We start from the raw sequence: 12263 nt of genomic DNA, 5'->3' as shown, positions 1-12263 counted from the left end.
CCAAGATGATCGAGATTAAAGACTTACACGCCAAGGTAGAAGGCAAACCCATTCTTAAAGGCCTTAGCCTAAGCATTAAACCTGGGGAAGTTCACGCCATTATGGGTCCCAATGGTTCGGGTAAATCTACCCTCTCTGCGGTATTGGCAGGGCGTAGTGATTACGAAGTGACCAGTGGCTCAGTTACCTTTTTTGGTAAAGACCTGTTTGAAATGAGTGTTGAAGAAAGGGCTTGTGCAGGCCTTATGCTGGCTTTCCAATACCCTGTAGAAATTCCAGGTGTGAAAAATGTTTATCTACTCAAAGCAGCCTTAAATGCCCAGCGTAAAGCACGGGGTGAACCTGAAATTGAAGCGCCTACCTTTATGAAGCTAGTGCGTGAAAAGCTTAAGTTTATGAAAATCGACAATAGCTTTTTACACCGTGCTGTCAACGAAGGCTTTTCTGGCGGTGAAAAAAAGCGTAATGAAATTCTACAAATGCTGATTTTAGAGCCTAAGTTAGTGCTGCTCGATGAAATAGACTCAGGCCTAGATATTGATGCCTTAAAAGTGGTTTCTGAAGGGGTTAACTCTTTGCGTGATGCAGGTCGTAGCTTTTTAATGATTACCCACTATCAGCGTTTATTAGATTATATTGAGCCAGACTTTGTTCACGTTTTAAGCGATGGTCAAATTATTAAAACGGGCGATAAGTCTTTGGCATTAGAGCTAGAAGATAGGGGTTATGACTGGGTAGTGGAGGAAACGGCATGAAACACTATGCCCAAGTCTTTGAAGCCTTTAACCAAGGTGCAGACGATGGCTGGTTAAAAAGTCAGCGTATTGCGGCTTTTGCACGCTTTGAGCACTTAGGTTTTCCTACGCCTGCTATTGAGTATTGGAAATACACCGATACCAAAGCCTTAGCCAAGCGTGACTTTAAACTCGCTACGGATTATGACCAGCAAGCAGCCCAACAGCTTATGGCTGACAAAGGTTTGCAGCTAGATGCTTACCAGCTGGTGTTTGTTGATGGCTTGTTATGCAAAGAGCTTTCTAACCTAGAAGGCATTCAAGATGCAGTGGTTATAGAGCCCTTATCCCAAGCCTTAGCAACCGAGCTTGAACTGACCAGCGGTATGATGGGGCGTTTAGCCGGAATAGATGTGGATGTATTTACCGCGCTTAACTTTGCTTTTGTAAGTGAAGGTGTGGTGGTGCGTGTGGGAAACAACCAAAAGGTAGATAAGCCTTTGTTAGTGACCTACCTTTCTACTGCGACTGAAGAAGCAGTTATGTCGCATCCACGTATTTTAATTGCCGCTGGCGCAAGCAGTGAGCTGCAATTAATTGAGCATTTTATTGGTGCAGAAGAAGCCAAAAACTTCACCAACCGTGTGGTTGAGGGAGTGATGGAGCGTAACGCAAAAATTCACCATACCTTGTTGCAGCAGCCTAGCGATAAAGAGTGGTGGGTGGGTCGCATTCAAATTGAACAAAAGCGTGACAGCCGTTACACCAGTCATCAAATGAACCTAGGCGGCAAGCTGGTGCGTGATGATTTAGTTTGCGACCTAAACGGTACAGGTGCCGAGTGTGATTTTGCTGGCTTGCTGTTTGGTCGCAACCGTCAGCACATGGATATTCATACGTTGGTTAACCACAACGCGCCGCTGACCAATAGCTTTGAAACCTATAAAACCATTATGAATGATCGGGCTAGTGGTGTGTTTAATAGCATGGTTATTGTTAAGAAAGACAGCCAAAAAATACAGGCAGTACAAAATAACGCTAACCTGTTATTAAGTGACCAAGCTCTAATAAATGCTAAGCCAGAGCTAGAAATTTATGCCGACGATGTTAAGTGTGCGCATGGTGCAACTACAGGCCAGCTAGATATGGACGCGCTGTTTTTTCTTAGATCACGCGGTATCGGTGAAGAAGAAGCCAGAGGTTTGTTAACCCTAGCTTTTGCGAACGAAGTGATCGACAAACTAGAGCTTCCAGCAATTTATAACCTAGTAGAAACCGCCGTTGCTGGGCAGTTGCCGCATAAAATTGAGTTGGATTTAATTCAATGAATCTAGCCAAAACTAACCTCACTCAGCCAAGCTATGATTTGCAAGCTTTAAGGGCTTGCTTCCCCATTTTAGCGCGTGAAGTCAATGGCAAGCCCTTGGTGTATTTAGATAACGCAGCGACTAGTCAAAAGCCAGCCGCAGTTATTCAAGCCATGGATGATTATTACCGTAAAACCAACGCTAATATTCACCGAGGTTTGCATACCCTTTCTCAAGAAGCGACCGATGCTCATGAGCTGGCGCGTGAAAAAGTGCAGGGCTTTATTAATGCGGCTTCTAGTAAAGAAATTATTTTTACCCGTGGCACGACTGAAAGCATTAATTTAGTGGCGCAAAGTTGGGGCAGAGCGAACTTAAAAGCGGGTGACCAGGTAATGTTGTCGATGATGGAGCACCACGCCAACATAGTGCCTTGGCAAATGCTGCGCGAGCAACTGGGTATTGAGTTGGTAATTATTCCTGTTTTGGCTGATGGCAGCTTAAATATGGAAGCTTTTTTTGAGCTGTTAACGCCTAAGGTTAAGTTTTTAGCCATAACCCAAGTCTCTAACGCTTTGGGAACAGTTACGCCGCTGGATGAAATTATTCCTGTTGCTAGGGCTTTAAATATTCCTGTATTGGTGGATGGCGCTCAGGGTGTGCCGCATCAAAGTGTAGACGTGCAAGCCTTAGATGCCGATTTCTATGTTTTTTCTGGGCATAAAATGTACGGCCCAACGGGTATAGGCGTGCTCTATGGTAAAGAAGCTTTGCTAGAAGCCATGCCGCCTTGGCAGGGTGGTGGCGATATGATTGAGCAGGTCTCTTTTGAAAAAACCACCTACGCCCAACTGCCGCATAAATTTGAAGCGGGTACACCGGCGATTGCTGCTGCCATAGGTTTAGGTGCAGCGGTGGATTGGATGCAAAAAATTGGTGCAGATGCTATTGGCGCTTGGGAAAATCAGCTCTTAGCCTATGCTACCCAGCAGATGAAAGCTGAGTTACCAGGTTTGCGTATTTTGGGTGAAGCCAGTGGCAAGGTAGGGGTTATTTCTTTTGTGTTAGAAGGCGCTCATGCCCAAGACATTGGCTTGCTCACCGACCAGCTAGGCGTTGCCCTGCGTACCGGCCACCACTGTGCTATGCCAGTGTTAGAGCACCTAGGCGTAACCGCCACTGCGCGTGTTTCTTTTGCAGCTTACAACACCCTAGAAGAAGTGGATGTATTTGTTGCTGCACTTAAGCGGGTTAGAGAAATGCTGGTTTAGCCCACTGGAGATGTTATGAGCCGAGTTAATTATGAGTAGTGTTAAAAAAGGCGATAAGCTAAACCTCTTGCGAGAAACCGAGGTTATTTCAGTTCCTTTTGGCTTAACCATTAGTTTGCCAGAAGGTGAAGAAGTAGAAATTATGCAGGCCAAAGGCAGCACGGTGAGTGTGGGTCATCAGGGCCGCATGTATATGATTGAAGGCATTAATCTAGATGCTTTAGGTTTGCCTAGCCTTAAACAGCCTAAATTGGCTAAGGGTGCTAGCAATGAGCAGATAATGGACTTTGCTTGGGACCAGCTACGCACCTGTTTTGACCCAGAAATCCCAGTCAATATCGTCGATTTAGGTTTAGTTTATGATATGAAAATTGTCGACCTAATTGATGGCCGTAAAATGCTCAATATTAAAATGACCCTAACTGCACCGGGTTGCGGTATGGGTGAAGTAATAGCAGCTGATGCAAGGCGCAAGCTGCTAGGTGCTGAAGATTTAAGTTCGGTGAATACTGAAATCGTATTTAACCCCCCTTGGTCACGCCAGATGATGTCGGAAGATGCGCAATTAGAGCTGGGTATGTTCTAATAAAAAAAGCCTCAGATTGAGGCTTTTTTTAGCTTTCGCTTTTTAGATTGCGCTTTAAGATTTATAGCTGACTCTAAATTTTAAAGTGACTGGCTTCTTTTCTTAACGTCTGTGCCAGCTTGGTTAGCTGAGTCGATGCCGCAGCTGTATCCCTAGCATTGTTAGTGACATTACGAATCCCATCATTTAACTGGTTTAGAGTTAAGTTAAGTTCTGAAACAACAGCACTTTGTTCTTCAGTGGCAGTAGCTATTTGCTGGTTTAAACCAAGAATTTCTCGGGTTGAGTCAGCGGTAACATTAAAACGCTCGGTAGAGAGTCGAGAGCTTTCTGTACCTTCGGCGGCAAAGCTGCTGCACTGCTGCATCTTGGTTAAGGCTTGTTGTGCAGCATGGCGGAAGCTTTCAATTTTTTCACGAATATTACCCGCCGCTTGTTGTGAATTACCGGCCAAAGACCTTACTTCATCAGCAACCACCGCAAAACCACGACCATGCTCACCCGCTCTGGCTGCCTCTATTGCGGCATTTAGTGCTAACAAGTTGGTTTGTTCTGCAATGCTGCTAATAATACTAAGTACCTGGTCTATTTCTTCTGTTTGGTTATTCAACTCAGAAACAATAGAAGCTGCATCAACTACTTCTTCTTCTAGCTGATCAATGGTTCTTTGGCTGGTTTCAACCTGCTCTCGTCCTTCGTCGGTTTGTTCTACTGCAGCTTCAGCTCGTTCAGAAGCCCAAACAGTATTTTGTGCTACTTCATGGATAGCACTGTTCATTTCATCTAACGCAGCAACTAGCTGGGTTGTCATAGATTCTTGTTGGTTAGAATCGTTCAATAATGTTTTGCTGTTTTTATCTAACTGTTCAGAAGCAGCAAACAACTCCTCAGTAGAGCTGGTCATTCGGGTAACTAGCTCTTGGAAGGAGTTCATCATTGCATTAAAGGCTTGACCAGTCACAGCCATTTCATCCTGGCCTTTAAGTTTTACTCTAAGCTGTAAATTGCCAGTTTGCTGCACTTGTTGTACTACATCTTTAATGTGCTGAAGTGGTTTAATAACAATGCGCTGACTAAAGGCCCAAGCTAAAAACATACCCACGGCAATTGCAGCTATCGACATTAAACCTAGTAGCCACTGTAGTAAGCCTAGTCTTTGAAAAACCTCAGTGTTTTTAGCAGAGACACCTAATACCCAGCCAGTGTTGGCAATGGGCGCAAAGCCGACTAGGTAGTCTTGACCATCTGCTTCTAGCAATAAGTCAGTTGTGCCACTACGCTGATTTACAATTTTTGAAAAGGTTTGAATGCTCGTTGCGTCACCAGTTTCTAGGGTGTTGTATTGGTTTAGAACTTTTTCACGATCACGGTTGGCAATAACGATGCCTTTTTCATTTAACACAAAAGCAAAACCACTGTCGCCAAAGCCTAGGTCATCGGTAATTTCACTGAGTAGGGAAGCATCCATACGGGCAATGAGAACGGCTTTAACCTTTTGTGTTGCCTTGTCTCTGATAGGCGTGGCTAGCATGATTACCGGCTTATTAACCACGCGGCTGATAATCACGTTAGACATATTAGTCTGGTTTTCAAAGGCTTTAATAATGTAGCTACGGTTGCCTAAGTCTGCAGTGTTGCCTTTGGTGTAATGAGCAATACCAGCAGTATTGACCCAACCTAAACCTAGGTAACCGAGTCTATCGGCTGCTGTACCTAAATAGCTCAAAGATTCTGGGTTAAGGTTTTGCAAAATGGGCTGTTCTGCTAGCTCAGTCAGGGTGGCTAGCTGCGTGTCTATACGGCTACGAACAGTATCACTGGCACTGGTTGCAATATTGTTAAGAGCCAGTTCTACCTGTTCATTAACAGCGAGTGTTGATTGGTAAAGTGCGGTTAACCCAAGGCTTCCTGATGCTAAAAGTAAAACAACAAAGAATACTAGCATTAGGCGCTGGCTAATATTTTTAAAGGGGATAGCGATTGCCAAGTTGAAGTCCTCTCAAATTTAAGTCCGTTAGAAAAAGTGTGTCTAGAGTTGTTATTTGTTTGCTAGCTCTTCTTGCAGTTGATCTATAAAGGTTACTACCTGATGACCAGCATCTTCCATGGCTTCAAGTGCTGCGACTAGGGTTTCCATATCGCCTCTTGCTCCAGCTTCTAGGGCTTGATTACCATACTCATGCACTGCTTTGTGAGGGCTGTTAAGGTCACGAAAGCTAGTTAATTGTTGGTAGTGCTTAGAACCGTAACCTTCAAAATACCACTTACCTAGGCGGCAAGCTGTGTGGTCGCCCGCGCTTTCTTCAAAGCGTCCTTCACTTATTCTTTGGTAAATACCTGCTTTCCATACGGCATGATCAAGCTTAACGGTATTAAGGAAGGCATTGGTTGTTGTGTTATGAATAACTGACTGCATGTGATCTGAGCTATTGATAACTTGATCTACAGTGCTGCTTATTTGTATAGATGAGCTGGAAACATCTTCTGCACTGGCTTGGCTAACATCAACTAAGTGACGAATGCTTTCAATTTGACGAATAATTTCAGCAATCAGCTTTTCGATTTCACCACTGGCAGAGCTAGCTTTGCCAGCTAACTGCCTAACTTCATCAGCGACTACTGCAAAGCCTCGACCGTGTTCACCCGCACGCGCTGCTTCAATGGCTGCGTTTAATGCTAGTAAATTGGTTTGATCAGATATTTCTTGAATGCTGCCAATTAGCTTACCAATACTTTGTGCTGTGACCTCTAGGGTGCGTGCCCCAGTAGAACTTTGTTCAGCTTGTTGACTAATGGCTTTAGCGCGTCTGTCTAACTGCTCAACCGCTGTACGTGTTTGGTTGAAAATTTCATCTAGCAATTGGAGGGATTTGCTTTCAGTACGCAGCGCGTCTGTATCTCTGGCTAAGCCATCACGCACGGCATTTAACATGGTGCTGCCGCGTTGGTTAACCTGCTGAACTTTTTCAATGTGAACGCACTGGGTAGATTTTTCTTGATGCTCGTTACGCAAGCGTTTGATTTCTAGCTCCAGCTTATGTACTTCTTGCTGATGTTGGCTTTGAGTTGCTTCAAGCTGTTGACGCAGTTGCAGGTTTTCATTTTTAAGTGCGTGGCCAAAAAACATGTTTATCTCCTTTAAAGCGCGTTGCACACTACTTTTTTTATAGTTGGTTTTATAGCTGGTCTAACTAGTTAGATGCTAATAACTTATATCTATGCTGTGTACTTTTGTTACTGATTATATACCTGCTGAAGCGGCTTCTACCAGCCTGACTTTTAGCTGTAAGTCTGTTCTAATGCTGCTTTTCTTGATTTCAGCAAGAGACGCTACATGAATACTAGCCAACTAACGATGCAAAACAGTGATGGTCCGCGTAAAACACTCCATAAATATGCTACAGAGTATACCCTTTTAGGCACCGCTCATGTTTCTAAGGCAAGTGCCAATGAGGTGCGTCAATTAATTAGCAGTGATGCATTTGACGCTGTTGCCATAGAGTTATGCCCTGCACGCTTTGCTTCTTTAAAAGACCCCGATGCGCTTGCCAAACTCGACCTATTTCAAGTCATTAAACAAGGCAAAGCGGGGATGGTTGCGGCCAATTTGGCTTTAGGCTCTTTTCAACAGCGTGTAGCAGAAGAATCAGGCATTGCGCCTGGTGAAGAAATGAAAGCTGCTATAGAAGAAGCAGGTAAAAAAAATCTGCCTTTGCTAGTAATAGATAGAGATGTAGGCGTCACTTTAAAACGCGTTTATCGTAGTGTGCCTTGGTGGCAAAGAGCAGGGTTAATCACTGGGCTAGTGGGTAGTTTGTTTTCACGCCAAAAAGTGTCTCCTGAAGACATTGAAAAGCTAAAAGAAGGTGACATGCTTGAGTCAACTTTTAGTGAGTTTGCTGCTGATTCAAAACAGCTCTACCAAGCTTTAATTGCTGAACGTGATCATTATATGGCACTTAGGCTGGCGCAAGAAAATGGTGATAGTCAGTACAAAAAAGTATTGGTTGTGGTGGGTGCAGGCCATCTTAAAGGTTTAGAAGAAAGCCTGAATGGGCATCTACCAGAAGACCCAAGCGAACAACTAGCGGTGTTAAACAGTGTGCCGCCAGGTAATCAATGGATGAAGTATGTCCCTTGGCTGGTGGTAGCATTAATTTTATCTGGGTTTGCGATAGGTTTTAGCCGCGACACAGGTTTAGGGCTTCAAATGGTTCTGGACTGGGTACTAATTAATGGTGGGTTAAGTGCTTTAGGGGTTTTAATAGCAGGTGGGCACCCATTAACCGTTTTAACAGCTTTTGTGGCCGCCCCTTTAACTTCGCTTAACCCAACCATAGGCGCAGGCTTTGTTGCCGCTGCTGCAGAAATATTTTTTCGCAAACCTAAGGTCGCCGATTTTTCACAACTACGCCAAGATACTGCCACACTAAAAGGCTGGTGGAAAAATCGTGTATCTCGTACCTTGTTGGTGTTTATTATGGCAACCCTTGGGTCGGCTATAGGCACTTATGTGGGTGGTTTTGTGGTGTTTGAGCAGTTAATAAACTAGGCTTCTTTATTGACTTCTTTTAGCAGGTGCTTAGCTAAACCCACCCCAGTTTCAGAAAAGGTTTGATGGGTGTAGTTTGCCCCTGCTGCATTAATAGCAGCAGCATCTTCTGCAAAAGAGCTATGGCTAATAATAACGCCGTTAAAACCATATTTTCTTAACTTAAAGGCCGCAATAATTTTGGCTTCTACATCATTGGCAGTGAGTAGCACATACTTAAGGTTGGGTGCTTCTAGTTGCTGCCAAAGTATTTGGTCTTCTGCATCAGCAAACACCGTATTAAAGCCTTCCTGTGATAGCTTCTCAATTTTTATAGGGTCAGAGTCCATGCCTACCATGGAAAGACCTTTGTTCTCTAAGTGTAAATAGGCTGCAGTACCTGTACGCCCCATACCAATAATTAAAACTTCTTCACTTAATTTTAAAGGCAGCTCGTCTGGATGAAACCCTTTGCGCTCAAAGGGGATTAGGTAGCTAGATAGCTTTTCGTAAAGGGGTTGGGCTGCTCTGTATAAAGGTGCAGAAATTAAAAAAGACAGGCTAACAGCAAGCGCAAGAGGTACTAGCCATTCGGGTAAAATGAGGCTGGCTACTATTAAACCAAACTCACTAAAGTTGGTTAGGCTTAAACCAGTTAAAAAAGCACTTCTAGCCCTTAGCTTAAACACTAACAAAATAAAGAAGAATAAAATGCCCTTGATAGGCAAGAGCAAAGTGACTACTAATGCAAAAATTATGGCATCTAGGTTAGGCAGCCCACCTATACCGATTTGTAAGAAAAAACCCACTAAGAAAACTTCTTTAATACTCCACAAGGCTTTAGACAGCTCAGGTGAGCGAGGGTGGTTAGCTAATAATGCTCCAAAAGCTAGTGCGCCTAATTCAGAGCTTAGGCCTACGCTTTCAAAACCAAAACCACCGATCACTAAGGCTAGTAGCAAACCGAGTAAAACCAGTAGTTCATCTTGGCCACTAAAATCTAGTAACTTGTAAAACACTGGCCTTAAGAGTGGGATACCAAATACCACCAAAGCCCACATGGAAGGTGCGCTACCACTGGTAATACTCATCACTAGCAGGGCAATTAAATCTTGAACCACCAAAATACCTATGGCAACACGACCATGAAAAGCTCGTAATTCTCGTTTACCCTCTAAAACTTTGGCGGCTAAGACTGTGCTAGAGAATGACAGAGCAACGGCCAACATTAGCGCTGTATAGGCGCTAACATCCATAAAGTAAAAAATACCTGGTGCAAAAATAATGCAGGAAATAATAAAGTGAATTAAGCCGCCGCCAATTACTTCAGGGCGAGCTAGGCTTTTAATTTTTAGCTTTAAACCAACTGTAAAAAGTAATAATAAAACACCTAAGTGAGCAAGGTGCTGTAGTGCTGCCGTGCTTTCTGCAGGTAGCCCAATAAATTGGCTAGAAGCTGAAATGGCAAAGCCAGCTGCTAGGTAGCCTATTAAAGGTGGAAGGCCCAGTATTTTTACACCTGCGCCTAAGCCAAACGCAAAAATAATCCACACCGCTTCGGTCATGTCTAAATCCGTCAGAAAATCTAAAAAAGTGGGTGAATTAAGTCAGCTTGTTGAAGGTAAATCAAGGTTTAGTTATTAAAAAGCAACACTAGGGTTAAACTTGCAGCTTGTGTAATAATGCTATGACAGCAATAAACCTAAGGGGATTTATATGAAGGCTATAAAAACTACTCTATTCGCATTCGTTGTTGCAGGTTTTTTAGCAGGTTGTGCTACTGTTGGGCAGCCCTATGCTGAACACAAGGTTGCCGACCTAGTGATAGGTGAAACTTCTAAATCAGACATTCAAGCTATGTTTGGTAATCCTTGGCGTACTGGTTCAGAAAGCGGCCAGCAAACCTGGACTTACGGCCACTACCGTTACAGTGCATTTTCAGACGCGCAAACCAGTGATCTAGTTATTCGTTATAACAAAGAAGGCAAGGTAGCCTCTTATACCTATAACCGAACAACGGCAGATCCTAAACAAGAAAACACCAACCAAGCTGGGCCTTAGTAATGACTGTTAATCTTAATGTAACGCCGCCTGTTGATTTGCCTCGGGGTATTTATCGACATTTTAAAGGCGCAGAATATGAGGTGTTACGCTTAGCTCAGCATAGTGAAACTGAAGAATGGCTAGTGGTGTATCGTCAATGTTATTCAGACGGTAGCTGGTGGGTTAGGCCATTAAGCATCTTCGCCGACACGGTAGAAGTTGCTGGTGAAGAAGTTCCACGCTTCGAGTTTCAGGGTGCTAAACCCGATAAAGCCATGGACTAAACCTGCTTTAACAAACTAGCCGAAGGAATCTTCTGTTCAGTTAGTAGTTTATCTATAGCCAGAGTCACTTCCATGACTCTGGCTTTTTCATTATTAGACAGCACCATTTCAACCTGCTCTGTAATGGCGCAGTGGGTAGGTAACTGCTTACCTGCATCAATTAAAGCCTGCATTCTAGGTATGAAAATATAACGCAACCACTGTTCTAAACTCATGGTGTCTACACAAAAAGGTGTTTGGCTATTAAAGGCAGCTGGGTCTGGTTGAGCAACTTGCCAAGCATTTATATGTTTAAGTCGCTTTTCCAATAAGTTAAGAAGTTTATTAAGTAATTTTGCATTAGGCGTCATGGCGTTGGCTTGTAAGCTTTAAGTTGATGGGTTGTAAGCAGCAGTTTAACTAGGTGAGTTTAACAAAAAATAGTAATTAATCACTAGAGCGGCAGAGGCTTGCCGCTTTTAGGTTAACCAAGCAGTGCTAACAAGTTTTTTGAGTCTGTTTGCGAGTGTTTTACAAATAAAAAGCAGTGCACCTAATCTAAGTTATTGAAATATATGAAGAATAAAAACATGGCACTAAAATTGTATGTATAAAGGCAAAGCAGCGGAGATTAACTATGTCGATTAACTTTAAAAATGCCCTAGGCCTTCACCCAGATGCACTAAACGTGCGTAGCAAGCGCTCAGAAATTCTGGCTAACAACCTAGCTAACAGCGATACGCCAGGCTACAAGGCAAGAGACCTTGATTTTAAAGGTATTTTGAAAGGTGAGTATGAAAACCGTCAGCGCATGGAGCTGAATCGTACTAGCCAACGGCATATTCCTGCCGCTGCAATAGTGATGGATCAGTCACTTAAGTTTCGTATGCCACATCAGCCTTCTATCGATGGCAACACCGTTGAAACGAATATTGAACAGGCTGAATTTGCTAAAAACGCTATGGATTTCCAAAGTAGCTTTACTTTCTTAAACAGTAAATTCAGTGGCTTAATGAAAGCCATGAAGAATCAAGGCTAATTAGGAGCGGGTTATGTCTTTAAACAAAATTTTTAATATAGCTGGAAGCGGCATGAACGCACAAACTGTGCGATTAAACACTACCGCTTCAAACATGGCTAACGCCCAAAGTGTCAGTTCCTCGTTAGAAGAAACCTACCGCGCCCGCAAGCCAGTATTTGCGCCTATGTTAGAGCGTTACAAGCAAGGTATTAGTGACGAACATGGCTACCAAAACCCGGTCACAAGTTTTAACCCACGCGATGTAGCCGGCGAAGGTGTACAGGTAATGGGAATAGTTGAAAGCAACCAAGAATTACAAATGCGCCACGAGCCTAACCATCCTATGGCAAATGAAGAGGGTTATGTTTTTTACCCTAACGTCAATGTGGTTGAAGAAATGACCGACATGATGGCAGCTTCACGTTCTTTTCAAACCAACGTAGAAGTAATGAATACCACCAAACAAATGATGCAGCGCGTTCTGACTTTAGGTCAGGGCGGCTAACT

The 12263-nt window shown here is 43.5% G+C and carries 13 protein-coding genes and 1 pseudogene; 9 read left to right on the top strand and 5 right to left on the bottom strand.

Features of this window, described 5'->3' with window-relative positions; all coding sequences use genetic code 11:
• Positions 1-5: 5 nt before the first annotated feature.
• The 4 genes from sufC to sufT are packed head-to-tail and all read left to right on the top strand — an operon-like array spanning position 6 to position 3898.
• Positions 6-755: a Fe-S cluster assembly ATPase SufC gene (gene sufC, locus BP27_RS0114335; protein ID WP_027852120.1), complete on the top strand. Its 750-nt coding sequence runs from the start codon at positions 6-8 to the stop codon at positions 753-755.
• A complete protein-coding gene (gene sufD, locus BP27_RS0114330; protein WP_027852119.1) occupies positions 752-2062 on the top strand; it encodes a Fe-S cluster assembly protein SufD in 1311 nt (436 codons plus the stop codon). Before sufC ends, sufD begins: the two co-directional genes overlap by 4 nt.
• Positions 2059-3312 (top strand): cysteine desulfurase, encoded by a 1254-nt coding sequence (locus tag BP27_RS0114325; RefSeq protein ID WP_027852118.1) that lies wholly within the window; start codon positions 2059-2061, stop codon positions 3310-3312. The genes sufD and BP27_RS0114325 overlap by 4 nt, the downstream gene beginning before the upstream one ends.
• Before the next feature lie 31 nt (positions 3313-3343).
• Positions 3344-3898 (top strand): putative Fe-S cluster assembly protein SufT, encoded by a 555-nt coding sequence (sufT, locus tag BP27_RS0114320; RefSeq protein WP_027852117.1) that lies wholly within the window; start codon positions 3344-3346, stop codon positions 3896-3898.
• 73 nt (positions 3899-3971) lie between these two features.
• Here sufT and BP27_RS0114315 read toward each other — a convergent pair whose 3' ends face one another.
• The 3 genes and pseudogenes from BP27_RS0114315 to BP27_RS17635 form a co-directional block, all read right to left on the bottom strand.
• Positions 3972-5885 carry a methyl-accepting chemotaxis protein gene (locus tag BP27_RS0114315; RefSeq protein WP_027852116.1) on the bottom strand — a complete coding sequence of 638 codons (1914 nt, stop codon included), beginning with the start codon at positions 5883-5885 and terminating at the stop codon, positions 3972-3974.
• Between the two features lie 51 nt (positions 5886-5936).
• Positions 5937-6314, bottom strand: a complete 378-nt coding sequence (locus BP27_RS17640; protein ID WP_425411894.1) for a CZB domain-containing protein — start codon at positions 6312-6314, stop codon at positions 5937-5939.
• A gap of 45 nt (positions 6315-6359) precedes the next feature.
• A pseudogene (locus BP27_RS17635) lies at positions 6360-6830 on the bottom strand (methyl-accepting chemotaxis protein); the annotation flags it as partial.
• A 402-nt stretch (positions 6831-7232) separates the two neighbouring features.
• Between BP27_RS17635 and BP27_RS0114305 the strand changes: the two are divergent.
• Entirely contained in the window at positions 7233-8450 is a 1218-nt protein-coding gene (locus BP27_RS0114305; protein ID WP_027852114.1) for a TraB/GumN family protein, read from the top strand.
• Here the strand turns inward: BP27_RS0114305 and BP27_RS0114300 are convergent.
• Positions 8447-9994, bottom strand: coding sequence for a cation:proton antiporter domain-containing protein (locus BP27_RS0114300; protein ID WP_027852113.1), 1548 nt, complete (start codon positions 9992-9994; stop codon positions 8447-8449). The genes BP27_RS0114305 and BP27_RS0114300 overlap by 4 nt on opposite strands.
• Before the next feature lie 151 nt (positions 9995-10145).
• Between BP27_RS0114300 and bamE the strand changes: the two genes are divergently transcribed.
• Together bamE and BP27_RS0114290 are read left to right on the top strand one after the other, a co-directional pair.
• Positions 10146-10490, top strand: a complete 345-nt coding sequence (gene bamE / locus BP27_RS0114295; RefSeq protein WP_027852112.1) for an outer membrane protein assembly factor BamE domain-containing protein — start codon at positions 10146-10148, stop codon at positions 10488-10490.
• Positions 10491-10492: 2 nt separating this feature from the next.
• Positions 10493-10756, top strand: coding sequence for a DUF1653 domain-containing protein (locus BP27_RS0114290; RefSeq protein ID WP_036240540.1), 264 nt, complete (start codon positions 10493-10495; stop codon positions 10754-10756).
• Here BP27_RS0114290 and BP27_RS16520 read toward each other — a convergent pair.
• Positions 10753-11106: a YqcC family protein gene (locus BP27_RS16520; protein ID WP_036240538.1), complete on the bottom strand. Its 354-nt coding sequence runs from the start codon at positions 11104-11106 to the stop codon at positions 10753-10755. The genes BP27_RS0114290 and BP27_RS16520 overlap by 4 nt on opposite strands.
• Positions 11107-11372: 266 nt before the next feature.
• On the opposite strand from BP27_RS16520, the gene flgB reads away from it, so the two are divergent.
• Both flgB and flgC read left to right on the top strand, forming a co-directional pair.
• The gene (gene flgB, locus BP27_RS0114280) at positions 11373-11774 is read left to right on the top strand and encodes a flagellar basal body rod protein FlgB (protein ID WP_027852110.1); all 402 of its coding nucleotides are present in this window, start codon (positions 11373-11375) and stop codon (positions 11772-11774) included.
• A gap of 13 nt (positions 11775-11787) precedes the next feature.
• Complete coding sequence (flgC, locus tag BP27_RS0114275) at positions 11788-12261, top strand: flagellar basal body rod protein FlgC (RefSeq protein WP_027852109.1); 474 nt, start codon at positions 11788-11790, stop codon at positions 12259-12261.
• The last annotated feature ends 2 nt before the right edge of the window (positions 12262-12263 follow it).

Source organism: Marinospirillum insulare DSM 21763 (assembly GCF_000686905.1).
Classification (GTDB): domain Bacteria; phylum Pseudomonadota; class Gammaproteobacteria; order Pseudomonadales; family Halomonadaceae; genus Marinospirillum; species Marinospirillum insulare.
Note: the sequence above shows the minus strand (reverse complement) of the source record. Positions and strands in the feature narration are given on the sequence as shown.

What these genes read in the sequence shown, in the direction of transcription:
- sufC (WP_027852120.1), top strand. Translation starts at nt 6, where the DNA reads ATGATCGAGATTAAAGACTTACACGCCAAGGTAGAAGGCAAACCCATT.
- sufD (WP_027852119.1), top strand. Translation starts at nt 752, where the DNA reads ATGAAACACTATGCCCAAGTCTTTGAAGCCTTTAACCAAGGTGCAGAC.
- BP27_RS0114325 (WP_027852118.1), top strand. Translation starts at nt 2,059, where the DNA reads ATGAATCTAGCCAAAACTAACCTCACTCAGCCAAGCTATGATTTGCAA.
- sufT (WP_027852117.1), top strand. Translation starts at nt 3,344, where the DNA reads ATGAGTAGTGTTAAAAAAGGCGATAAGCTAAACCTCTTGCGAGAAACC.
- BP27_RS17640 (WP_425411894.1), bottom strand. Translation starts at nt 6,314, where the DNA reads ATGCAGTCAGTTATTCATAACACAACAACCAATGCCTTCCTTAATACC.
- BP27_RS0114305 (WP_027852114.1), top strand. Translation starts at nt 7,233, where the DNA reads ATGAATACTAGCCAACTAACGATGCAAAACAGTGATGGTCCGCGTAAA.
- BP27_RS0114300 (WP_027852113.1), bottom strand. Translation starts at nt 9,994, where the DNA reads ATGACCGAAGCGGTGTGGATTATTTTTGCGTTTGGCTTAGGCGCAGGT.
- bamE (WP_027852112.1), top strand. Translation starts at nt 10,146, where the DNA reads ATGAAGGCTATAAAAACTACTCTATTCGCATTCGTTGTTGCAGGTTTT.
- BP27_RS0114290 (WP_036240540.1), top strand. Translation starts at nt 10,493, where the DNA reads ATGACTGTTAATCTTAATGTAACGCCGCCTGTTGATTTGCCTCGGGGT.
- BP27_RS16520 (WP_036240538.1), bottom strand. Translation starts at nt 11,106, where the DNA reads ATGACGCCTAATGCAAAATTACTTAATAAACTTCTTAACTTATTGGAA.
- flgB (WP_027852110.1), top strand. Translation starts at nt 11,373, where the DNA reads ATGTCGATTAACTTTAAAAATGCCCTAGGCCTTCACCCAGATGCACTA.
- flgC (WP_027852109.1), top strand. Translation starts at nt 11,788, where the DNA reads ATGTCTTTAAACAAAATTTTTAATATAGCTGGAAGCGGCATGAACGCA.